This window comes from Streptomyces chengmaiensis, from assembly GCF_029846775.1.
GTDB lineage: Bacteria > Actinomycetota > Actinomycetes > Streptomycetales > Streptomycetaceae > Streptomyces > Streptomyces chengmaiensis.
In genome coordinates, this window is record NZ_JARWBG010000003.1 from 209,592 (window position 1) to 234,078 (window position 24,487).

Sequence of the window (24,487 nt, forward strand, 5' to 3'; positions counted from 1 at the left end):
CGCGCCCCGCGGACACGCTCACAGCCTGTGCCCCTCCGTCGCCTCGCGCCCGTCCACGAACGTCGCGACGACCTCGATGTCCCCGATCTCGGACGGTTCGACGCGGCGCGGGTCGTCGCCCAGTACGACGAGATCGGCGCGCTTGCCCGGCGTGAGCGTGCCCGCGCTGTCGTCCTGCCGCGAGGCGTACGCTCCGGCGACCGTGTAGGCGCGCAGGGCCTCGTCGACGGCGACGGCTTCGTCGGGCCCGATGCGCTGTCCCGAGACGGAGGCGCGTTCGACCATGAACTGGACGGCGCGCAGCGGCGATCCGTCCGCAACGGGCCGGTCGGAACTGCCGACGAGCGTGACCCCGTGGTCGAGGAAGGACCGCCCCCGGTACATCCAGGGCGCCCGCTCCTCACCCATGATCGTCGCGTAGTCGTCGCCGAAGTAGCGCAGGAAGTTCGGCTGGACGACGGCGCTGACGCCGAGCCGGGCGAAGCGCGGGAGCTGGTCGGGGCGGATCAGGCCGGCGTGCTCGATGCGGTGGCGCGCGTCCGGGCGGGGGCGCAGCCGCTGGGCGCGCTCCAGTGCGTCCAGCGCGAGGTCGGCGGCCCGGTCCCCGATGGCGTGGACGGCAAGCTGCCACCCGGCGAGATGCCCGTCCACGATCAGGTCGGCGAGATGCGCGGGGTCGGCCTGCAGCTGACCGGTGTGCGTCATGCCCTCGTACGGCTCGGTGAGCGCGGCCGTCCGCGCCATCATCCCGCCGTCCGTGTATATCTTGAGCGCTCCCACGGAGAGCCAGTCGTCACCGAAGCCGGTGCGCAGGCCGAGGTCGAGGGCGCGCGGGATGCCGTCCTCCCGGTGGACCTCCAGCGGCCGCAGGGTGTCCGCAGCCGCCATGAGCTGGACGCGCAAGGGCAGCCGGCCCTGGTCGCGCAACAGTTGGTACGCGCCCAGCTCGACGGGGCTGTGCCCCAGCAGGCCGCCGCCGACGCCCGCCTCCGCGCAGGCGGTCACGCCCTCCGCGAGGCAGACCCGGCCGGCGCGCTCGACGGCGTCGGCGATCTCGGTCTGCGCATAGGGCAGACGAAGCCGCCGTGCCGCGGTCATGGCGCTCTCCGCCAGGAAGCCGCCCTGGTGCGGGACATCGCCGGGCAGCATCTCCAGCACGGCGCTGTTCACGACGCAGGCGTGCCCGGAGTCGTGCATCAGGAACACCTTGCGCCCGCGGCTGACCCGGTCCAGCTCCGCCGCGGTCAGATGACGGCCGAGAGCACGCTGGTCGTATCCGGCGACATCGACCCAGGCGCCGTCCCCGCGCGTACGCTCCACGGCCTGCTCCACGACCGCGAGGACGTCGTCGGCCCGCTCGCAGGGGGCGACGCTGGGCGTGCCGGCCTTCAGCCCGGTCCACGCCAGATGGACATGGCTGTCGATGAACCCGGGCAGCACGGTCGCTCCCTGGAGGTCCACGACCTCACGAGCCGGCAGAGAGGTCGCGGCCTCGTCCAGGCCCACGATCCGGCCCCGCCAGATGCCCAGGTCATGGGCGACGGGATGGTCCGGGTCCATGGTGATGAAGTGAGCGTTCGTCAGCCTCGTGCAGAGCATGGGCGGTTCCGTCCCCTGGGTCGGACATACAGGTCAGGTGCAGGTCGGGTCCGGTCAGGTCAGGTCAGGTCAGGTCAGCAGGCGTACGGGGGATCAGCAGGCGGGCCGGAGAGGTCAGGAACTCTCGGAGACCGCGACGCCGACGGCGGACGGGGCCCGCTGCTCCCCTGCCGCGTCGGCCGGCTCATGGCGCCGGGGCGCGGCCGGCACCATCAGCGGTGTGCCGGTCTCCGGGTCGTCGATGATCCGGCACGGAAGCCCGAACACGTCCTGGACCAGCTCCTGGGTCATCACGGTCGCCGGAGGCCCCTCGGCGGCGACCGTGCCGCCCGGCTTCATCACGATCAGATGAGTGGCGTAGCGGCACGCCTGGTTGAGGTCGTGCAGGACCGCGACGATGGTGTGCCTGCGGCGCGCGTGCAGTTCCGCGCACAGGTCGAGCACCTCCACCTGGTGGGCGATGTCCAGGAAGGTGGTCGGTTCGTCCAGGAGCAGGACGGGTGTCTGCTGGGCGAGCACCATGGACAGCCAGACGCGCTGCCGCTGGCCGCCGGAGAGGTCGTCCACGGGCCGGTCGGCGAGGTCCAGCACCCCGGTCTGCCGCATCGCCTCGGTGACGGCCGCCTCGTCCTCGGCGGACCACTGCTTCAACAGCCGCTGGTGCGGATAGCGGCCGCGGGCCACGAGGTCGCCGACGGTGATGCCGCCGGGCGCGGTCGACGACTGGGGCAGCAGTCCGAGGCGGCGGGCGACTTCGCGGGAGCGGTAGGACGCGATGGCCGCGCCGTCCAGAAAGACCTGTCCCCGGCGCGGTTTGAGCATCCGCGCCAGGGCCTTGAGCAGGGTGGACTTGCCGCAGGCGTTCGGCCCGACAATGACCGTGAAGGAGTTGTCCGGGATGTCGACGCCGAGGCCGGCGGCCACGGTGCGCTGATCGTAGGAGAGTGTCAGGTCCTCGGCCCGCAGCCGGGGCTGCGGGCGGCTCGCCCCGGCCGCCCCGGCCTGCTCGGGAGCGCCGTTCACGCGCGGCGTCGTTCCAGTCATGCGCGGCTCTTTCGCGACTCGGTGACCAGCAGCCAGATCAGATACAGCCCGCCGATGGTGCCGGTCGCGGTGCCCACCGGAAGGAGTGCGGGAGAGAAGACGCGCTGTGCGGCGAGGTCGCTCGCGGTCAGCAGCAGCGCGCCCATGAGCGCCGACGAGGCCAGCGCCGGGCCGGAGGCGCGGGTGAGCCTGCGGGCCAGTTGGGGCGCGGCGAGGGCGATGAAGGCGATGGGTCCGGTCACCGCGGTGGCGAACGACGCGAGGGCGACGCTGATGAGCAGCAGCGCCGTACGCGTCCCGGTCACCCGGACGCCGAGGGCGACGGCCGTGGCGTCGCCCATCTCCACCATGGACAGACGGCGGGAGAGGACGAAGGCCGGCGGGAGCAGCACGGCCACGGCGACGAGGATGGCGTTCGCGTGCTGCCAACCCCGGTTGCCCAGGCTGCCGATCAGCCACGCCTGAGCCTCCAGCGCCTCCTGAAAAGTGGCCCTGGTGATCAGATACGAGTTGACGGCCAGCAGCAGCGCGCTGACGCCGATGCCGATGACGACCAGCCGGAAGCCCTGCAGCCCGCGGCCCAGCATCAGCAGAAAGACGACGAGGGCGGTGGCCAGGCCGCCGATCAGCGCGCCCAACGCGATCTGCGTCATGCTGCCGTGCAGCACGATGATGACCACCAGCGCGCCGACGGCCGAACCGTTGGTGAAGCCGATGATGTCCGGGCTGCCGAGGGCGTTGGCGGTGAGGCTCTGCAGAATGGCCCCGCTGACCGCCAGCGCCGCGCCCACACACAGCGCCGTCAGCAGGCGGGGCATGCGCAGGGTGTTGACGATGAAGTCCGCGGCGCCCGAGTCGTTGCCCGTCACGGCCCTGAGGACCTCGCCGACGGACAGTTCGTAGTCGCCGGTGGTGAGCGTGATCCCCATGACGACGACAAGGGCGGCGAGCAACACGGCGGTCAGGGCCAGGGCGCGTCCGGGAACCCGGATCGACAGCCCGCCGCGTCCGGTGCGGAGGACCATCCCGGTGACAACACGGGAGCGGCACACCGGCGAAACCGCGGACATCGTCCCCACCTGCCGCCCGGCTGCCTCGCGCGCGTCGCTCACAGCATCGTCTTGTTCGCTTCTCCGCCCGCTCGGCGAAACCGCGGACACCATCCCCGCCTGCCGCCCGGCTGCCTCGCGCGCGTCGCTCACAGCATCATCTTGTTCGCTTCTCCGCCCGCTCGGCGAAACCGCGGACATCGTCCCCACCTGCCGCCCGGCTGCCTCGCGCGCGTCGCTCACAGCATCGTCTTGTTCGCTTCTCCGCCCGCTCGGCGAAACCGCGGACACCATCCCCGCCTGCCGCCCGGCTGCCTCGCGCGCGTCGCTCACAGCATCATCTTGTTCGCTTCTCCGCCCGCTCGGCGAAACCGCGGACATCGTCCCCACCTGCCGCCCGGCTGCCTCGCGCGCGTCGCTCACAGCATCGTCTTGTTCGCTTCTCCGCCCGCTCGGCGAAACCGCGGACATCGTCCCCACCTGCCGCCCGGCTGCCTCGCGCGCGTCGCTCACAGCATCATCTTGTTCGCTTCTCCGCCCGCTCGGCGAAACCGCGGACATCGTCCCCACCTGCCGCCCGGCTGCCTCGCGCGCGTCGCTCACAGCATCGTCTTGTTCGCTTCTCCGCCCGCTCGGCGAAACCGCGGACATCGTCCCCACCTGCCGCCCGGCTGCCTCGCGCGCGTCGCTCACAGCATCATCTTGTTCGCTTCTCCGCCCGCTCGGCGAAACCGCGGACATCGTCCCCACCTGCCGCCCGGCTGCCTCGCGCGCGTCGCTCACAGCATCGTCTTGTTCGCTTCTCCGCCCGCTCGGCGAAACCGCGGACATCGTCCCCACCTGCCGCCCGGCTGCCTCGCGCGCGTCGCTCACAGCATGACCAGCTTCCGGCGGCGGCACAGCGCGATGAACAGCGGGGCGCCCAGGAACGCGGTGACGATGCCGACCTGGATCTCGCCCGGCGCGCCGAGCACCCTGCCCAGGACGTCGGCGCCCAGCAGCAGGACCGGCGCGAGCAGCATCGAGTACGCCAGCACCCAGCGCTGGTCGGGGCCGGCGACGAACCGGGCGACATGCGGAACGGCGAGTCCGACGAAGCCGATCGGCCCGGCCGCGGCGGTGGCCGAGCCGCACAGCAGCATGACGGCGACCGCGCCCAGCACCCGGGTCCGGCCGACGTTCAGACCCAGGGCGCGGCCCACCTGATCGCCCATCGCCAGGGCGTTGAGCGAGGGGGCGAGCCCGAGGGCGATCAGCAGCCCCACTGCGGTGAACGGCAGGATGACGTACACGACGTCGAAGTACCGGCCCGCCAGCGACCCCACCGTCCAGAAGCGGAACTTGTCGAACGCCTGCGGGAAGAGCAGCAGGACCGTCGAGTTGAAGGCGTACAGCACGGCGGTCACCGCGGCGCCCGCCACGACCAGCCGCTCGGGCGTGGCCAGTTTGCGCCCCGAGGATCCCAGCAGGTACACCGCTGCCGAGGCCACGGCCGCCCCGAGGAACGCGAACCAGACATAGCCGAGGAGCGCGCCCACACCGAGGAAGGCGATGGCCACCACCACGCCGGCGGAGGCCCCCAGGCTGATGCCGAGCAGACCCGGGTCGGCGAGCGGATTGCGCGTCAGGGCCTGCATCAACGCACCGGACAGGCCGAGGGCCATGCCGACGAGCAGCCCGAGGAGGGTCCTGGGGATGCGGTAGTCGTGGATGATGACCGAGGTCTCCGACCCGTCCGGGTTCCACAGCGCGCTCCAGGTCGCGGTGAACGGGATGCCCCTGGTGCCCACCCAGACGCTGAGCAGCCCCACCAGGACGAGCGCGCCGAGGGCCGCGAGCAGGCCCGCACCCCTGAGCGCCGCGGCCGTCCGGCCGGCCTTCGGGAGGACGGCGGGGGCGGCGGGCCGCTGTCCGGACACCGCCCGGGCTTCCACCGACAACGACAACTCCCCCCGGCAGCAGCTCGGACGCACCGCTAGAAATCTGACGCACGGACAACAGATCGATACTTAGGTGAGCCTAACCGAACGCGTAGCGAGGGTCAACGCGCAGGTCGGCGCTGCCGCATCCCCCGCGACCACGCGGAACGCGCCCGGCGACCCGCCCCGGCCGCAGACAGGAACCCGGGGCTTGGTTAGAGTAGCCTTACCTAACTATCCGGTCATGTTCATGGAGGAGCCTATGCCAGCCGGCGGGCCTACGGGGGGACATGTCCTCCGCAAGGCGATCAGAGGAGAGCGCCGCCGGGTGACCGCGGCGTCCCTGCTCGGCATGACCCACCAGGCGTGCGAGGCCTTGGTGCCCGTGGTCATCGGCGTCATCATCGACGAGGCGGTGGCCACCGGCTCCTCCGGCACCCTGCTGCGCTGGCTGACCGTGCTCGCGGTGCTGTTCCTGGTGCTGTCCACGTGCTACCGCACCAGCGCCCGGATCACCGAGGGCGCCGGCGAACACGCCGCGCACAAACTGCGGCTGGAGCTCACGGCACGGGTGCTCGACCCCCGCGGCGGCGCCGACGACGGCCGACTGCCCGGCGCGCTCTCCAGCATCGCCACCAACGACGCACGGCGCGTGGGCTCCGTCGCCACCGTCATGTCGTACGGGCTCTCCGCGATCGCCGCACTGGCCGTCAGCGCGGTGGCCCTGCTGCGGATCTCCGTGCCACTCGGCCTGCTCGTGCTGCTCGGCATCCCGCCGCTGCTGTGGCTCGGGCACCGCATCAGCCGGCCGCTGGAACGGCGCAGCGAGACCGAGCAGGAGCGCGCGGCCCACGCCTCCGGCGTCGCCGCCGACCTGGTCTCCGGGCTGCGGGTGCTCAAGGGCATGGGCGCCGAGTCCGCCGCCGTGGCCCGCTACCGCGCCACCAGCCGCGAGTCCCTCGCCGCGGCGCTGCGGGCCGCGCGCAGCCGGGCCGGCCACGAGGGCGCCGTCCTCACCCTGACCGGGGTCTTCATCGCGGGCATCGGACTGGTGGGCGCGTACCTGGCGATGCGGGGCGACATCAGCATCGGCGAGCTGGTCGCCGCGGTGAGCCTGGCGCAGTTCCTCCTCGGCCCCTTCCAGCTGCTCACGTATGTGAACGCGGAGTTCGCCCAGGGCCGCGCGTCGGCCCGCAGGATCGCCGAGGTGCTGGCCGCGCCCGCCGCCGTCGCGGGCGGCGACGCCGCACCGGCCGACGGCGCGTCAGGGCACATCCGGCTGCGGGGAGTCTCGCTGGGCGCGCTCCGCTCGGTGGACCTGGACATCCGCCCCGGCAGCGTCACCGGAATCGTCGCCCGGGACCCGGCCGCCGCGGGCGATCTGCTGCGCTGTCTGTCCCGGGAGGCCGACCCGGCCGGCGGGGTGATCGAGCTGGACGGCATGCCGCTGACCGGGCTCCACCCCGACGAACTGCGCCGCCATGTGCTGGTCGCCCACCACAACGCCGAACTGTTCGAGAGCAGCCTGCTGGACAACGTACGCGCCGGAGCGGCTGGGGACGGGCCGGGAGTCGACGCATCCGCCGTCGACGGCGCGCTGCACGCCTCGGCCGCCGACGAAGTCGCCCGGCTGCTGCCCGACGGGGAGGACACGGTGCTCGCCGAACGCGGCCGCTCCCTCTCCGGCGGCCAGCGCCAGCGCGTGGCCCTGGCCCGTGCGCTGGCCGCGGACCGGCGCGTCCTGGTGCTGCACGACCCCACCACCGCTGTGGACACCGTCACCGAGTCCCGGATCGCCGCACGGCTGCGCGACGCCCGCCGGGGCCGCACCACCGTTCTGGTCACCACCAGCCCGGCCCTCCTCGCGACGGCCGACTGGGTCGTGGTCCTCGACCAGGGCGTCGCCGCGGCCGAGGGGCGGCACGACGAACTCACCGCCGACGAGACCTACCGGGCGGTGGTCCTGGCATGACGTCCGGCACCCCACAGACAGAAGAGACGATGAGCGGAACCAGCCCCCAGCGCGCAGTCCTGCCCACAGCCACCGGCGCCGAGAGCATGGCGGCCCTCCGCACGATGCTGCGCGGCCACGGCCGGCTCGCGGGCGCCGCGATCGCCGTGCTGGTCGCCGGCACCGGGATCGGTCTGCTGACCGCGCCCCTCCTCGGGTACATCGTCGACCTGGTGGCACAGCAGCGGGGCGCGCAGTCGCTGACGGTCCCGCTGGTGCTGCTCATCGCGGTCGCGCTGGCGCGCGGCGTCGCCACGGCGATCGGCAGCTCCCTCGTCGCACGCCTGGGCGAGACCGTCCTCACCTCCCTGCGCGAGCAGTTCATCGAGCGGGCGCTGCGGATGCCGCTGGAACGTGTCGAGGCGGCCGGCTCCGGGGACCTGGTCTCCCGGGTCACCAGCGACGTCACCATGATCGCCAAGTCGGTGCGACAGGCGCTGCCGGAGTTCTCCCGCTCCGCCCTCACCATCGTGCTGACCCTCGTCGGGCTCGCCGTGCTCGACTGGCGCTTCCTCCTCGCAGCGGTGCTGGCGATGCCGGTGCAGGTGTTCTCGGTGCGCTGGTACATGCGCCGCGCCGCCCCCGTGTACGCGGAACACCGCCTCGCCACCGGCGCATTGCAGCACCAGCTGCTCGACAGCGTCGGCGGGGTGCGGACCGTGCGCGCCTTCCGGCTGGTCGGCGCGCACCACTCGCTGCTGGACCAGCGGTCCCGCGACGCCCGTGACATCGCCCTGCGCGGCATCCACATCGTGACCGGCTTCTTCTCCCGGCTGAATCTCGCGGAGTTCGTCGGCCTGGCCGCGATGCTCGCCACCGGCTTCGTGCTCGTCGACAGCGGATCGGTCAGCATCGGCACGGCCACCGCCGCGGCGCTGTACTTCCACAGCCTCTTCAACCCCGTGAACGCGGCGCTCTTCCTGCTCGACGACGCACAGTCGGCGGGCGCCAGCTTCGCCCGCCTCGTCGGGGTGTCCAAGCTCCCGGCCGAGCAGACGCCGGAGGAGGCGCCCTCCCCCGTCGACGGCTCCGTCAAGGTGTCGGCGCTCAGCCACGCCTACACCGCCGGCCGTCCCGTGCTGACCGACGTCTGCCTGGACGTGCGCAGCGGCGAGCGGGTGGCGCTGGTGGGCGCGAGCGGGGCGGGCAAGACCACCCTGGCCAAGGTCGTCGCCGGAGTCCACGAGCCGCAGAACGGATCGGTCGCCCTGGGCGGAGTCGACACCCGGGACCTGGGGCCCGCGGGTGTGCGCGGCGCGGTGACCCTGATCAGCCAGGAAGTGCATGTGTTCGCCGGCCCGCTGGCCGAGGACCTCCGGCTGGCCAGGCCGGACGCCACCGACGGGGAACTGCGCGCGGCGCTGGACCGCGTCGGGGCGCTGGAGTGGGCCGACGCGCTTCCCGACGGCCTCGCCACGGTGGTCGGCGAGGGCGGGCACACCCTGACCGTGACGCAGGCCCAGCACCTGGCACTGGCCCGGCTGGTGCTGGCCGATCCGCCCATAGCGATCCTCGACGAGGCCACCGCCGACGCGGGAAGCGCGGGCGCGCGCGTGCTGGAGACGGCGGCGGTGCGGGCACTCGAGGGCCGTACGGGGCTGATGGTGGCCCACCGGCTTCCGCAGGCCGCCACCGCGGACCGCATCGTGGTCCTCGACCAGGGCCGGATCGTGGAGACGGGCACGCACGAGGAACTGGTCGCGGCGGGGGGCCGTTACGCCACGCTGTGGGCGGCGTGGGCCGACAGCCGGCGGGAGCCTGCCGGGGTGGTGTGACCGCGGTCTGCGGTACTGCTGAAAGGGCCCGCCCCTCGCGCCACCGCGAGGGGCGGGCCTGACTGGGGCTCCGCCCCAGACCCCGGTGCGGGGGCTCCGCGCCACCCCCGCGCCTCAAGCTCCGGCGAGGCTGGGGCTCTGGCCCCCGCGCCTCAAGCGCCGACGGGGCTGTTTCTGTCCTCAATCGCCGGACGGGCTGGGAAATCCAGCCCGTCCGGCGATTGAGGACACGGCCTTCGGGCCGTACGGGGGGTCCGGGGGCGGAGCCCCAAGTCACGGGTAGGGGCGGGGCAGGGGAAGGACCCGCCGCACACGGCCCAGAGCCGCCGCCCCGCAATACGACGCCGCCCGCGGAGAGCTTCCTCTCCGCGGGCGGCGTCAGCGTCGGCGTCGGCGTCAGCGCCGGCGGTGCGGCGTCAGGCCTGCCGGGCCGCCAGGGTTGCCGGGCGCAGGTCCGTCCAGTGGGTCTCGACATAGGCGACGCACGCCTCGCGGGTGTCCTCGCCGAAGACGGTCCGCCAGCCGGCGGGAACCTGAGCGAAGGACGGCCACAGCGAGTGCTGGTTCTCGTCGTTGACGAGGACCAGGAAGCGGCCCTGCGGGTCTTCGAACGGGTTGGTGCTCATGCGTTGTCACTCCTTGTGGACGTTACGTTGAACAGCTCCGACAGCGGCTGTCCGGGATCGGCTGCCGCGGTGCGCAGCAGCGCCTGGAGTTCGTCGGCGAGCCGCTGCGCTTTGGCAGCTCCGAGGAGGCCGGTCGCGTGGATCAGCCCGCAGTGCACGGGGCCGTCCCCGCGCGGCTCGTAGAAGCTGAGCGTCAGTTCGGCCCGGGCCGAGCCGGTCGGCACGGCCTCGAGCGCGCCCATGCCGCCCTCGAGTTGCTCCAGATCGGCCTGTTCATGGTGGATCACCATGACCTGGGGGCCTTCGGGCGCGAGCCCGGCGGCCTTGACGACCTCTTCGAAGGGGACCTCCTGGCGGTCCAGGGCGCTCAGCGTGGTCTCCCGCACCCGGGACAGCAGCTCCGCGAACGTCGGGTCGCCCCCGGTGTCCGTGCGCAGCACGACCGTGTTGAAGAAGCAGCCGACCAGGTCGGCGAGCTGGTCGTCGCTGCGGCCGGCGACCATCGTGCCGATGGGCAGATCGGCGCCCGCGCCATGGGCGGTGAGCACCGCCGCGAGCGCCGAGTGCAGCACCATGAACATGCTGGTGCCGGTCGCCCGGGCCAGCTCGTCCACGGCCGCGTGGAGTTCCTCGTCCAGTGCGAAGCCCACATGGCCGGCGGCCCGCGAGGTCGTGCGCGGTCCGTCGGCGGGGAGGTCCAGCCGCTGCGGCGCGCCCCGGAGCGTCTCCTTCCAGTAGGCGAGCTGACGGCTTCCCCTGCTGTCCGGGTCGTCGAGGTCGCCCAGGACCTCGCGGGCCCACCGGGCATAGTCCCCGTACGTGACCGGCAGGGGCTCCCAGTCGGGCGCCCGGCCCTCGGCGCGGGCCGCGTACGCCGTGGTCAGATCGCGGAACAGCGGCACCACGGACCACTCGTCGACCGCGAGGTAGTGCAGGGTCAGCAGCAGCGCCTGGCTGCCGGCGGGGTCGGTGAGCAGATGCGCCCGCAGCGGGGCCTCCTGTTCCAGGGCGGGCGCCCGGGAGGCGAGTTCCCTCAGCCGCGCGTCCAGGTCGGCGCACCGCTCCACGGTCGGCTCCGGGGCCCGGGCCGGCTGCTGGAGCAGCAGGCCGTCGCGCTCGGCGAAGGCCGTGCGCAGCGGCTCGTGACGGGCCGCCAGATCGGCGAGCGCCGCCGCGACCGCGTCCGCGTCGAGGCCGCCCGCCGGGGCGCGCAGCATCAGCGCGTGGTCGAAGCCGGGACTGCGGCGGTACGACTCCCACTGCCAGCGCTGGACGGGGGCGGCCGCGGCAGGCTCCGCCCGGTCCCCGGCGGGACGCAGCGCCGGGCGGGCCGCCGCCGCGCCGTCCAGCTTGCCGGCCAGGCCGGCGACGGTCAGCGCGTCGAAGACGTCCCGGATGCTCAACTCGGCCCCGAACTCGGCGCGGATGCGGCCGAGCAGCCGCATCGAGGCCATGGAGTGGCCGCCGAGCGCGAAGAAGTTGTCGTGCACTCCGACGCCGTCCAGCTTGAGGATCTCGCAGAACAGATCGGCGAGGCGGGCCTGCGTCTCGGTGGCCGGGCGTGCGCCGCCGGTCATCGCGGACCAGTCCGGCGCGGGCAGCGCCTTGTGGTCCAGCTTGCCGTTGGGCGTCAGCGGCAGCGGTCCGTCCAGCGCGACGACGAGGGCGGGGACCATGTACTCGGGCAGCAGCCCGGCGACATGGGCGCGCAGCTCCTGCGGGTCCGGCTCCCCGGACTCGGGGACCGCGTAGGCCACGAGGCGGACGATGTCCCCGTCGCGGTCGGGCGCCACGGCGGCCTGGGCCACCGCGGGGTGGGCGGCGAGGGCTGCCTCGATCTCGCCCAGCTCGATGCGGAAGCCGCGGATCTTCACCTGGGTGTCGACCCGGCCGAGGAAGTCGAGGTTGCCGTCCGCCTGCCAGCGGGCGCGGTCACCGGTGCGGTACATGCGGCTGCCCGGCGCGCCGAACGGGTCGGCGGTGAACCGCTCGGAGGTGAGCGCCGCCTTGCCGAGGTAGCCGCGGGCCAGGCCGCGCCCGGCGATGTACAGCTCCCCCACGACGCCCGGCGGGACGGGCCGCAGCCGCTCGTCCAGGACGTAGGCGCGGGTGTTGGGGTCGGGGCGGCCGATGGGCACCCGGCCGGACGGGCGGCCTTGGTGCTCGCGGGAGCGCCACAGGGTGGAGTTGACCGTCGCCTCGGTGAGGCCGTAGGCGCAGATCAGACGGGCGGCGGCGCCGAACCGCTCGAAGAGGTCCGGCGGCACCGTCTCGGTGCCGACGAGGACGGTGGAGCCTTCGGGCAGTTCGCAGCCCGGCGGCAGCGCGGAGACCAGCGAGGGCGGCAGGATCATATGGGTGATCCGCTGCTCGGCGAGGAAGTCGGTGAGCGCCGGTCCGGCGACCCGGGCCTCGTCGGTGATGAGCACCAGCCGTCCGCCGTGGCACAGCGCCATCGCCAGTTCGAAGACGAAGACGTCGAAGCCGATCGATGCGAACTGCAGCACATGGCTGTCGCGTTCCAGGTCCATCCGGTCGACCGCGGTGGCGACCAGGCTGGCGATGCCCTCGTGGGGGACGACCACGCCCTTGGGGCGGCCGGTCGAACCGGACGTGTAGATGACGTACGCGGCCTGGTCCAGGCCCGCCGGGCCGCCGTCGGCGGCGGACTCCGGCAGACCGTCCAGCTCGGCCGCCACGGACGGCTCGTCGAGCAGCACCACGGGCACGCCCGCCACCGCGGGGATCTTTCCCGCCACCGGCTCGGTGCCGACGACGAGCGCCGCCCCCGAGTCCTCGACCAGATAGCTGAGGCGGTCTCCCGGGTGGACCAGGTCGAGCGGCAGGAACGCGGCGCCCAGCTTCAGTACGGCCACCACCGTGGCGACCATGTCCGCGGAGCGCGGCACGGCCACTCCGACGACGCTCTCCGCGCCGACGCCGCGCGCGGCGAGCAGATGGGCGATGCGGTTGGCGCGGGCGTCGAGCCGGGCGTACGTCACGGGCCGGGAGCGGTCGACGACGGCGACCGCGTCGGGTCGCTCGGCGACCTGACGCGCGAACATCGCGGGCAGGGAGTCCTCGGCGACTTCGCGGGGAGCGCCGTTGAAGCCCTCCAGGACCAACTGCCGTTCCTCGCCGGACAGGATCTCCGCCTGGGACACCGGCTGTCCGGGGGCTGCGGCGAACGCCTCGGCCAGCCTGCTGAGCCGCTCGCCGATGCGCTGGGCGGTCTCCCGGTCGAACAGCTCGGTGGCGAACTCCAGCCGACAGCTCAGCGCGCCCGACTCGCCTTCGGCGGCGAGCCGCTCGGTAAAGCTGAACACCAGGTCGAACTTGGCGGAGCCGATCCGGAAGGGCACGTACTCCGCCCGCAGCCCGGGCAGCCGAAGTTCGTCGCCGGTCCGGGCGTGGTAGCCGACCATCACCTGGAACAGCGGGTTCCGGGAGAGCGAACGCGTCGGGTTGAGCTTCTCCACCACCGACTCGAAGGGGACGTCGGCGTGGGAGAAGGCGGCCAGGTCCGTCTCCCGCACCCGGGCGAGCAGCTCGGTGAAGCTGGGGTCGCCGCTCAGGTCGGTGCGGAGCACGAGCGTGTTGACGAAGAAGCCGACCAGTTCGTCGAGGGCCTCGTCGCTCCGCCCGGCGATCGGCGCGCCGAGGGGGATGTCCGTGCCCGCGCCCATGCGGTGCAGCAGCGCGGCGACGGCGGCGTGGACCACCATGAACATGCTGGCGCCGGTCTCGCGGGAGAGTCGCCTCAGCCCCTCGTGGACCTCGGCGTCGAACGTGATGTCCAGCTCGGAGCCGGTGAACGCGGGGCGCGCCGGGCGCGGCCGGTCCGCGGGCAGCTCCAGCTCCTCCGGAGCCCCGTCCAGCGTCGAGTGCCAGTAGTCCAGTTGCCGGGCGGCGAGGCTGCCGTCGTCGGCGGGGTCGCCCAGGAGGCGCTGCTGCCACAGCGCGTAGTCGGCGTACTGGACGGGCAGCGGTTCCCAGCCGGGGGCCTCGCCGGTGTCCAGGCGGGCCGCGTAGGCGGCTTCCAGGTCCCGCAGGAACGGCCGGTCCGACCACTCGTCGGTGGTGATGTGGTGCAGCAGGATGACTGCGACATGGTCGTCGGGGGCCACCTCCACGACCGTGGCGCGCAGCGGCAGTTCCGCGGCGAGGTCGAACGGCCGGTTGACGGCGGCGTCGACGATGCCGGGCACCTCGTCCTCGGCGGCGCGCACATGCTCCACCGCGGGCCGCGCCTGCTCGGGGGGCAGCACCCGCTGGAACGCCTGGCCGTCGCGCTCGGCGAAGACCGTGCGCAGCGCCTCGTGGCGGGCGGTCACATCGGCGAGCGCCGCGGCCCACGCGTCCCGGTCGAGGGCTCCGCGGAGCCGCATCACCAGCGGGAAGTTGTACGCGGCCGAGGTGCACTCGATCTGCTGGATGACCCACAGCCGCTGCTGGGCGTGCGACAGGGGCAGCTCTGCGGGCCGCTCACCGGCCGACAGGGCCGGGCGGGCGGGGCCCTGAGAGCCTGCCACGCGCTCGGCCAGTTCGGCGGCGGTGGGCGCTTCGAACAGATCGCGGATCGCGAGTTCCGCGTCGAGCGCGGTGCGGGCCCGGCTGACCAGCCGGGTGGCCAGCAGCGAGTGGCCGCCCAGTTCGAAGAAGTCGGCGTCGACGCCGACGCTGCCCTCGGGCAGCCCGAGAACCTCCGCGTACAGCGCGCAGAGCGTCTCCTCCTGCGGGGTGCGAGGTGCCCGGCCGGCGCCCGTGCCGCCGAAGTCGGGCGCGGGCAGCGCCTTGACGTCGAGTTTGCCGTTGACGGTCAGCGGCAGGGTGTCCAGGGCGACCAGCGCGGAGGGGACCATGTAGTCGGGCAGGCCCGCCTTCAGATGGTCGCGCAGCCGCTGCGGGAGCTCCTCGTCCCGCTCCGAGCCGGCCGCTTCGGGCACGAAGTAGCCGACCAGGCGCTTGGCGCCGGCGGTCTCGTGGACCACGACGGCGGCGTGGGCGATCTCGGGATGCGCGGCGAGGGCCGTGGAGATCTCGCCCAGCTCGATGCGGTAGCCGCGGATCTTGACCTGGTCGTCGGTGCGGCCGAGGAAGTCCAGCAGCCCGTCCGGGCGCTGCCGTACCAGGTCGCCCGTGCGGTACATGCGCTCTCCGGGCTCGCCGTACGGGTCGGCGACGAACCGCTCGGCGGTCAGGCCGGGCCGGTCGTGGTAGCCGCGTGCCAGGCCGGTGCCCGCGATGTAGAGCTCGCCGGGGCAGCCCGGCGGGACCGGGCGCAGCATCGCGTCCAGCACATGGGCGCGGGTGTTGCGGATGGGCAGGCCCACGGTGGGGGCGGCGCTGTCGGCGGTCGATCCGCCGAGGGTGTTGATCGTGTACTCGGTCGGCCCGTACAGGTTGTAGCCGTAGACGCCCTCGGTGCGGCGCAGCTTCGTCCAGACCGTGTCGGACACGGCCTCGCCGCCGAGCAGGACCAGCGCGGGGCGGTGCTTGGCCGCAGCGGCGACGTCGGCCGGGTCGGACTGGTCTGACTGGTCTGACTGGTCTGACTGGTCGAGCAGGCCCTGTTCGATGAGCAGTTGGGCGTAGGTGGGCGTCACATTGACCACGTCGACGCGGTTGCGGTCGCAGTAGGCGACCAGCGCCTCGGCGTCGCGGCGCAGCTCCTCGTCGCAGATGTGGACCTCATGGCCCTCGACGAGCCAGAGCAGTTCCTCCCAGGACATGTCGAAGGCGAAGGACACGGTGTGCGCGATGCGCAGCCGCCGTCCGCCGGCCGAGGCGATGGCCGGGTCGAAGATCTCCTTCTGGTGGTTGAGCTGCATGTTCGTCAGGCCCCGGTAGGGGGTGACGACGCCCTTGGGCCGGCCGGTCGACCCGGAGGTGTAGATGACGTACGCCGGGTGCTCCAGGCGGTCGGGCACCCCGCGGGCGAACGCGGGCCGCTCGGCGTCGTCTATCTCGTCTCCGGGCAGGGCGGCCAGTTCGGCGGCGACGGCCGCGTCGTCCAGGATCAGTTCGGGGGCGACCGCGCCTTCCGGGCCGTGCAGCGTGGGGGCCACGGCGGCGGTGGACACCAGGCACAGCGGTCCGGTGTCCTCGGCCATCAGCCTCAGCCGGTCGGCCGGGTGGTCCAGGTCGAGCGGCAGATACGCGGCGCCGGTGCGCAGTACGGCGAACAGGGCGGCGACCATGTCGATCGACCGGGGCAGGGCGAGGGCGACGACCTTCTCCGGGCCCGCGCCGCGGGCGAGCAGCAGCCGGGCGATCCGGTTGATGTGCGCGTCCAGTTCGGCGTAGGTCAGCACACGGTCGCCGAAGACCAGCGCCACAGCGTCGGGGGTGCGGGCGACCTGTGCGGTGAGCATGTCCGCGATGGTCTCGTCCGGCACGGGCTCCCTGCCGGCCGCCCGGCTCGCGGCCAGCGCGGCGCGCTCCGGAGGCAGCAGCAGGTCCACTCCCGCGGTCCGGGCGGCCGCGGAGTCCGGCTCGGCCAGCGCCCCGGCGATCCTCTCCAGGACCGCGGTGAACCGGGCGAGGATCGTGGCGGCGTCCTCCTCGTCGAACAGGTCGGGCCGGGCGGCGAGGGTCACCCGCAGCCGGGTCTCCGGCGTGACGATGAGCGTGAGCGGGAAGTGGGTGCCGTCCACGTTGGACACGCCGGTGATGCCGTGCCGCTGCCGCAGCGCCGCAGCGCGCTCCTCGCCGTCGGCGGACCGCAGCACGAACAGGGTGTCGAACAGCCGGCGGTGGCCGGTCTCCTGCTGGAGGGCGCCGAGGCCCATGTACTCGTACGGCATGACCGCGGCCCGCTCGGACTGCATCCGCCGCAGCAGGTCGAGCAGCGGCTCGTCCGGGGCGAAGGAGACCCGGGCGGGGACGGTGTTGAGGAACATGCCGATGATGCCCGCGACGTCCGGCACTTCGGCGGGCCGTCCGGCGACCGCCGTGCCGAAGGCGACGTCGCCGCGCCCGGTCATGGCGGAGAGGACCAGGCCCCAGGCGGCGTTGAGGACCGTGTTCAGGGTGAGGCCGTGCCGCCGTGCCAGGGCGCGCAGCCGGTCGCTGGTCTCCAGGCTCAGCACCGAGTCGTGGTCGGCCGGGATCACGGGGCCCGCGTCGCGTCCGGACGGGGCGATCAGGGTCGGCTCGTCGAACCCGGCGAGCGCCTGCCGCCATGCGGCGGTCGCCCGTGCGGTGTCCTGCTGGTCGAGCCAGGCCAGATAGTCGCGGTACGAGCCGGGGGCGGGCAGGCCGGCGGTGTCGCCGCCCCGCTCGTACAGCGTGAACAGCTCCTCCAGGAACAGCCAGGCGGACCAGCCGTCCCACAGGATGAGGTGGTGGGTGACGACGAGCCGGTCCCGGCCGTCGCCGAGCCTGATCAGCTGCAGCCGGCACAGCGGCGGCGCGGTCAGGTCGAAGCGCCGCCTGCGGTCGGCCGACAGCAGCTCCTCCACGCGGGTCCGCCGCTCGTCGGCGGGCAGACCCGACAGGTCGGTCTCGACGAGGGGGATCTCGGCGCCGTCCGCGATGAACTGCACGGGGCGGGGCAGGCCGTCGCTGGTGAAGCCGGCCCGCAGACTGGCGTTGCGCTCCAGCAGCGCCCGGCAGGCGGCGCGCAGCCGGTCGGCGCCGAGGCGGTGGTCAAAGTCCAGGGTCTCCTGCGAGAGGTAGACGTCGAGGGCGTCGCCCGCGTCGTAGGTGGCGTGGAAGTACATGCCCTCCTGGAGCGGGGAGAGCGGCCAGATGTCGGCGACGGGCAGCCCGGCGGCGGCTTCGACCCGCGCGGTCCCCTCCGCGGAGAGCTCCAGTCCGCCCAGCGCGGCGGGGGCTTCGGGCTCCTGGGGTTTGCCGGCGGCGGTCAGCTGGTCCAGCAGGGCCTGCAGTGCGGGGTCGACCGCCGTGCCGGACTGCTGTGCCCGGGCCAGTACGGCGTGCAGGGCCGCGGCGGCCTGCCCGGCGTCGGCGGCGGAGACGGTCACGCCTCCGTCGGGGGCGATGCCGGCGGGGGCGGCGCCGTCGGCCGGCGCCCCGGAAGCCGTCGACTCGGCGGGCGCGGTCTCGCCGGCTTCCGCGCGGGCGGTCTGAGCGGCCGCGGCGGCGAGACCGGCCGGGGTGCGGCGCTCGAACACGTCGCGCGGGCTGAGGGCCATGTCCTGTTCCCGGGCGCGGGTGGCGACGGCGATCGAGGTGAGGCTGTCGCCGCCGAGGACGAAGAAGTCGTCGTCGACGCCGATTCCGGGCATGCCGAGGACATCGGCGAAGATCTCGCACAGGGCGCTCTCGCGCTCGTCGCGCGGGGCGCGGCCGGCTTCCCGGGGCGCGACCTCGGGTGACGGCAGGGCGTTCTGGTCGAGCTTTCCGCTGGGCGTCAGCGGCAGTTCGGCCAGGGTGACGACGGCGGACGGCGTCATGGCCGCGGGCAGCGCGTCCGCGAGCGCGTCGCGCAGGGCGGCGGCGTCCGGCGCGGCGTCGGCCGCGGGCACGGCGTAGCCCACGAGCGCCCCGTCGCGGACGGTCACGGCCGCTCGGGCCACGCCCGGCAGGGCGGCGAGCGCGGCCTCGATCTCGCCGAGTTCGATGCGGTTGCCGCGGATCTTGACCTGTCGGTCGGTGCGGCCGAGGTACTCCACCGCGCCGTCGGCGCGACGCCGGACGAGGTCGCCGGTGCGGTACATCCGGGCGCCGGGAGCGCCGAACGGGTCGGCGACGAACCGCTCGGCGGTCAGACCGGGCCGGTCGTGGTAGCCGCGGGCCAGCTGGACGCCGGCCAGGTACAGCTCGCCGGGGGCGCCGTCGGGCACGGGGCGCAGCAGCGGGTCCAGGATGTGCAGCCGGGTGTTCCACACGGGCCGGCCGATCGGGACGGCGAGTTCCGCACCGCCCCCGTAGGGGAAGTAGGTGACGTCCACGGCCGCCTCGGTGGGGCCGTAGAGGTTGTGCAGCGGCACCGGGGTGCGGCCGTCGCGGGAGGTCAGCTCGTGCCAGCGGCGCGCGTCCGGTCCGGTGAGGGCCTCGCCGCTGCAGAACACCCGGCGCAGGCTCACGGCCCAGTCGGCCGCGCCCGCGGCGGACTCCATCACCTGGACGAACGCGGCCAGCATCGACGGCACGAAGTGCATCGTGGTGATCCGCTCCCCGCGGATCAGCTCGGCGAGATAGGCGGGATCGCGGTGGCCGTCGGGGCGGGCCAGGACCACGGCCGCACCCCGGGTCAACGCCCAGAAGAACTCCCACACCGACACATCGAAGCTGGAGGGGGTCTTCTGCAGGACCCGGTCGTCGGCTTCGAGGCCGTACTCGCCCTGCATCCAGGCGAGCCGGTTGACGATGGCCCGGTGGGTGACGGCCACGCCCTTGGGCCGCCCGGTGGAGCCGGAGGTGTAGATCAGGTACGCGGGGTGGTCGGGCCCGGCCGGGCGGGCCGGTGCGCCGGGCGCGTCCCCGTCCCGGTCGGCGTCCCCGTCCCGGTCTGCCTGGGCGTGGTCCACCAGGATGTGTTCCAGCCCGGGCACGACGGGCAGCCGGCCGGCGGCCCCGGCGGTGGTGACGACGGTGCGCGCGCCGGAGTCGGCGAGCATGAACGCCACCCGGTCGGCCGGGTAGTCGAGGTCGACGGGCAGATAGGCGGCCCCTGCCTTGAGGACGCCCAGCAGGGCCGTCATCAGCTCGGCGGAGCGGGGCACGGCGACGGCGACATACTGCTCCGGTCCCGCGCCGCGCGCCCGCAGCCGCCGGGCCAGGGCCTCGGCGCGCCGGTCGAGCTCCGCGTAGCTGAGCGCATCGCCGTCGAAGACGACGGCCGGGGCGTGCGGGGTGCGCGCCGCCTGGGCCTCGATCAGCGAGACGAGGGTGGCCTCGGGGACGGGCGTGTCGGTTGCGTTCAGCGCGGCGAGGTGCTGCTCCTCGCGCGGGGAGAGCAGGCCGGTCGCGGCGACGGTGCGGCCGGGCGCGGTCACCAGGGTGCGCAGCAGCGCCGTGAACCGCTGGGCGAGGACGGCCGTGGAGACCGTGTCGAGGCGGGCGGCGTCGTGCTTGAACCGCAGCAGCAGCGATCCCCCAGACGGCGCGGACGGCGCGGACGGCTCGACGACTAGGGCCAGCGGGTAGTGCACGGCGTCGAGCACCTCGGCGCCGGTGATGTGCAGCGCGTCCGGCTCCGCGGCCGTGGCACGGTCCCCGGCAGGGTAGTTCTCGAACACCACGAGGGTGTCGAAGAGCTCTCCGCCGCCGGCGAGGCGCTGGATCTCGGCGAGGCCGAGGTGCTGGCAGTCCAGCAGCGCCGCCTGCTCGTCCTGGACGCGCCGCAGCAGATCGGTGAGGGTCTCGTCGGCGCGCGGGGTCACCCGGACGGGGACGGTGTTGATGAACAGGCCCACGGCCGCGTCCAGGCCCGGCACCTCGGTGGTCCGTCCGGAGACGGTGGTGCCGAAGACCACGTCCTGACTGCCGGTCAGCGCGCTGAGGAGGAGGCCCCACAGGCCGTTGACGACGGTGCTGAGGGTGAGGCCGTGGCGGCGGGCGTAGGCGGTGAGCTCCGCGACGAGGTCCTCGGGCAGCCTGCTGTCGACGTGCTCCGGCCGTGCCGGGGCGTTCTCAGCGTCGGCGTCGGTGTCGGGGACCGCGCCGGCGAGCGCGGGCAGCAGCCTCGTGGGGCCGTCCAGTCCGGCCAGCGCCTGCTGCCACGCCTCGCGTGCGGCGGTCGCGTCGCGGCCGGCCAGCCAGGAGAGGTACGGGCGCACGGCGGGCGGCTCGGGCAGCTGCTCGCCGCGGTAGGCGGCGGTCAGTTCGCGCAGCAGGACGGAGACGGACCAGCCGTCGGCGACGATGTGGTGCAGGGTGAGCAGCAGCCGTGAGCGCTGCCCGTCCCGGATGAGGACGGCGCGCAGCAGCGGCGGCCGGGCGAGGTCGAACGGCTCGTCGCGGTCGGCGCGCAGCAGCTCCTCGAGCGGCGTGGTCGAGGTGTCGGCCTGCCGCCAGGGCAGGGTGGCCCGGTCGGCGATGCGCTGGACGACCCGGCCGGAGGGCAGCTGGCGGAAGGAGGCGCGCAGCAGCGGGTGCCGGTCGAGGAGGAGTTGCAGCGCCTGTCGCAGCCGCTCGGGGTCGACTGGCCCGTCGAGGTCGAGGAGTTCCTGTACCAGGTAGAGGTCGGCGGCCTGTGCGTCGTACTCCGCGTGGAAGAAGAAACCTTCCTGGAGCGGGGAGACCGGCAGGGCGTCCTCGTCGAGGTCGGCGAGGGCCGCCGGGCCGCTCGCAGCGGCGGCCGCTTCCCCGGCGACGCGGGCGAGGGCCGCGACGGTCCGCTGCCGGAAGACGTCGCGCGGAGTGAGGGCGAGGCCCGCTGCACGGGCGCGGTTCACCAGCTGGATGGCGACGATGCTGTCGCCGCCCAGCTCGAAGAAGCTGTCGTGGACGCCCGCCGCGGGCAGGCCGAGGACGTCGGCGAAGAGTGCGGCGAGCGTGGCCTCGGCGGCGGTGGAGGGCGCGTCGGCGCCGCTGACGGCCGTCCAGTCCGGCTCGGGCAGGGCGCGGCCGTCCAGTTTGCCGTTGGGGGTCAGCGGCAATGGGCGGTCGAGGACGACGACGGCGGAGGGCGTCATGTAGTCGGGCAGGGTGTCGGCGACCCGGGCCCGCGCGGCGGCGACGGCGTCGTCGGCCTCGAGGGCGCCCTCGGCGTCGGCGGCCGGGGTGTCGGCGGCGTCGACGGCCTCGGCGGCCTCCGGGACGAGGTAGGCGACGAGCCTCTTGACGCCCCGGTGGTCGTCGCGGACGAGGACGGCCGCCTGGGCAATGCCGTGGCAGGCCATAAAGGCGCTCTCGACCTCGCCGGGCTCGATCCGGTGGCCGCGGATCTTGATCTGGCCGTCCGCGCGGCCGAGGAACTCCAGGTTGCCGTCGGCGCTCCAGCGGACGCGGTCGCCGGTGCGGTACATCCGCGTCCCGGGCGCTCCGTACGGGTCGGCCACGAACCGCTCGGCGGTCAGCGCCGTCCGTCCCAGATAGCCGCGCGCCAGGCCGCGGCCCGCGATGTACAGCTCGCCCTCGGCGCCGACGGGCGCCGGGCGGAGCGCCGAGTCGAGCACATAGGCGCGGGTGTTGGGGTCGGGCTCGCCGATGGGCGCGGGGCCGGGCCGGCCGGGCTCGGCGAGCCACAGGGTCGAGTTGACGCTCGCCTCGGTGAGACCGTAGGCGACGACGACCCGGAGCCGGTCGGACCAGCGGGCGATCAGCTCGCTCGGCACGGCCTCGGTGCCGACGACGAGGACGGCGCCCTCGGGCAGTTCGCACTCCTGGGGCAGCGCCGACACCAGCGACGGGGGCAGGATCATATGCGTCGCGCCGTGTTCGGCGATGTAGTCGGTCAGGGCCGGTCCAGCGACGCGGCGTTCGGCGGGCACCACGATGATCCGGGCGCCGGTGCACAGCGACATGACCAGGTCCCAGACCGTCACGTCGAAGCCGACGGAGGCGAACTGCAGCACGCGGCTTTCGGCGGTGACGCCGATGCGGTCGGCGGCGGTGGCGATCAGGCTGCCGATGCCGTCGTGGGGGACGACGACGCCCTTGGGGCGGCCCGTGGAGCCGGAGGTGTAGATGACGTACGCGGCCTGGTCGAGCGCGATCCGAACGCCGGGGGCGGCGGCGTCCAGGGCGGCGCAGGCGTCGGCCGTGGCCGGGTCGTCGAGCCGTACGAGCGTGATGCCGCCGGTCTGGGGGAGTTCGCCCGCGAGCGCGCCCACGGTCACGACGGTGCGGGCTCCGGCGTCGCTCAGCATGTAGGCGATGCGGTCGCGGGGGTGGTCGGCGTCCAGCGGCAGATAGGCCGCGCCGGCCTTCATCACCGCGAGCAGCGACACCACGAGTTCCGGGGAGCGCGGCAGGGCCACGCCGACGATGTCCTCGGGGCGTACGCCGCGGGAGACGAGGTGCCGGGCGAGCCGGTTCGCGGCGGCGTCGAGCTCCGCATACGTCATCTCGCGGTCCTCGTGCACAAGGGCGACGGCGTCGGGCGAGCGGCGCACCTGTGCTTCGAAGGCCGCGGGCCAGGTCAGTTCGGGCACCTCGCGGGGGGAGACGCCGAACGTGCCGAGGAGACGGGAGCGTTCGTCCGCGGAGGTCAGCTCGATGTGCCCGACGGGGCGGGCGAGGTCCTCGGACAGGGCGCGCAGCACGGCGAGGAGGCGGCGCTCGTGGTCGCGGAGGGTCTGCTCGTCGCAGACGTCGGCGTCGGCGTCGAGGCAGACGCGGATGCCGCTGCCGCCCCGGCTTTCGGCGAAGCTGACGGCGAGGTCGCTGACGGCGCCCAGCCACACCGGGTCGAGTTCGGCGTCGAGGTCCGCGAAGCGCAGGCTCTGGGGGCGGGGCAGGATGTTGACGGTGGGGCCGACGAGCTGCTGCACGCCGTCGGCGAGGCCGAGGTCCCTGGCCAGGTCCTCGGCGCGGCAGCGGCCGTGTGCGACGGCGTCGCCGACCGCGCGGCAGACGTCGGCTGCCAGCTCGGCGCCGGTGGCGCCGGGGCGGACGGTCAGCCGCAGCGGCACCACGTTGGAGACCATGCCGGGTATGTCGGCAGACACGGCGTCGTGGCGGGCCGCGAGCGGCAGGCCGATGACGAGGTCCTGCTCTCCGCTGACCCGGTGCAGATAGGCGGCCACGGCGGCGATCAGCAGCCGGGAGGACCGTACGCCCGCGCTCCGGGCGGCGGTCTCCAGCAGATTCAGGTCGGCGTCGGGCAGTTCGGCGGTGCGCCGCAGCCGGCGGGTCATCGGTGCGGGGGCGCGCTCGACGAGGCGTACGGGCTCGGGCAGGCCGGCCATGCGCTCGCGCCACCAGGCGCGGTCCTGCCGGTGCTGTTCGGAGTCGCGGTACTCCCGGTCGGCGGCGACCAGCCGGGCGAGCGACCAGTCACGGGGGGCGGGGGCGTCGTCGCCGGCGGTGTAGATCTCTCCGGCGCGGCGGGTGATGAGCGCGACGCCCATGCCGTCGACGAGGATGTGGTGGTAGCGCTGGCACCACCAGACCCGGTCGTCCGCGAGGCGCAGGACGGCCTGGGCGAAGAGCGGTCCGCGGGCGAGGTCGGCGGGCCGGTCCCGGTCGGCTTCCATCCATGCGGCGGCCGCTTCCTCGGGGTCGGCGGCGTCGCGGAGGTCGACGACGGGAACGTCGGGGAGGGCGGCGGCGGGAGTCTGGCGCGGACCGTCCTCGTCGGGGGCGACGGTGATGTGCAGGCACTCCGCTTCCGTGACGGTCTGCCGGACGGCGCCGACGAGGCGGTCGAGGTCGATGTCGCCACGCAGGTCCAGGGCAAACACGATGTTGTAGGCAGAGCTGTCCGGCTCGATCTGCTGGGCCAGCCAGATGCCGGACTGCCCGCCGGTGAGGGGCATCCCGGAAGCGGACGTCCGGTCCGACTCGACGTCAAACATCGTACGAAGTGGCCTTTCCCTGGTGGTGCGTG

8 protein-coding genes are annotated in these 24,487 nt (G+C 74.0%); 2 read left to right on the forward strand and 6 right to left on the reverse strand.

Annotated elements, in window-relative coordinates; all coding sequences use genetic code 11:
• Nucleotides 1-18: 18 nt before the first annotated feature.
• The 4 genes from QCN29_RS04325 to QCN29_RS04340 all read right to left on the reverse strand — a co-directional run bounded on the left by QCN29_RS04325 (nucleotide 19) and on the right by QCN29_RS04340 (nucleotide 5,632).
• The gene (locus QCN29_RS04325; RefSeq protein ID WP_279926326.1) at nucleotides 19-1,599 is read right to left on the reverse strand and encodes an amidohydrolase; all 1,581 of its coding nucleotides are present in this window, start codon (nucleotides 1,597-1,599) and stop codon (nucleotides 19-21) included.
• 114 nt (nucleotides 1,600-1,713) lie between these two features.
• On the reverse strand, nucleotides 1,714-2,643 hold the full coding sequence (locus tag QCN29_RS04330) for an ABC transporter ATP-binding protein (RefSeq protein ID WP_279926327.1): 930 nt from the start codon (nucleotides 2,641-2,643) through the stop codon (nucleotides 1,714-1,716).
• Nucleotides 2,640-3,713: a FecCD family ABC transporter permease gene (locus QCN29_RS04335; protein ID WP_240135657.1), complete on the reverse strand. Its 1,074-nt coding sequence runs from the start codon at nucleotides 3,711-3,713 to the stop codon at nucleotides 2,640-2,642. The genes QCN29_RS04330 and QCN29_RS04335 overlap by 4 nt, the downstream gene beginning before the upstream one ends.
• 848 nt (nucleotides 3,714-4,561) lie before the next feature.
• The gene (locus QCN29_RS04340) at nucleotides 4,562-5,632 is read right to left on the reverse strand and encodes a FecCD family ABC transporter permease (protein WP_398859111.1); all 1,071 of its coding nucleotides are present in this window, start codon (nucleotides 5,630-5,632) and stop codon (nucleotides 4,562-4,564) included.
• A gap of 241 nt (nucleotides 5,633-5,873) precedes the next feature.
• Here QCN29_RS04340 and QCN29_RS04345 point away from each other — a divergent pair, with 241 nt between their 5' ends.
• Nucleotides 5,874-7,583, forward strand: coding sequence for an ABC transporter ATP-binding protein (locus QCN29_RS04345; RefSeq protein WP_279926328.1), 1,710 nt, complete (start codon nucleotides 5,874-5,876; stop codon nucleotides 7,581-7,583).
• A gap of 29 nt (nucleotides 7,584-7,612) precedes the next feature.
• Complete coding sequence (locus tag QCN29_RS04350; RefSeq protein WP_279926329.1) at nucleotides 7,613-9,397, forward strand: ABC transporter ATP-binding protein; 1,785 nt, start codon at nucleotides 7,613-7,615, stop codon at nucleotides 9,395-9,397.
• A 416-nt stretch (nucleotides 9,398-9,813) separates the two neighbouring features.
• Here QCN29_RS04350 and QCN29_RS04355 read toward each other — a convergent pair whose 3' ends face one another.
• Together QCN29_RS04355 and QCN29_RS04360 are read right to left on the reverse strand one after the other, a co-directional pair.
• On the reverse strand, nucleotides 9,814-10,023 hold the full coding sequence (locus tag QCN29_RS04355) for an MbtH family protein (RefSeq protein ID WP_279926330.1): 210 nt from the start codon (nucleotides 10,021-10,023) through the stop codon (nucleotides 9,814-9,816).
• A complete protein-coding gene (locus QCN29_RS04360; protein ID WP_279926331.1) occupies nucleotides 10,020-24,455 on the reverse strand; it encodes a non-ribosomal peptide synthetase in 14,436 nt (4,811 codons plus the stop codon). Before QCN29_RS04360 ends, QCN29_RS04355 begins: the two co-directional genes overlap by 4 nt.
• Nucleotides 24,456-24,487: the final 32 nt, after the last annotated feature.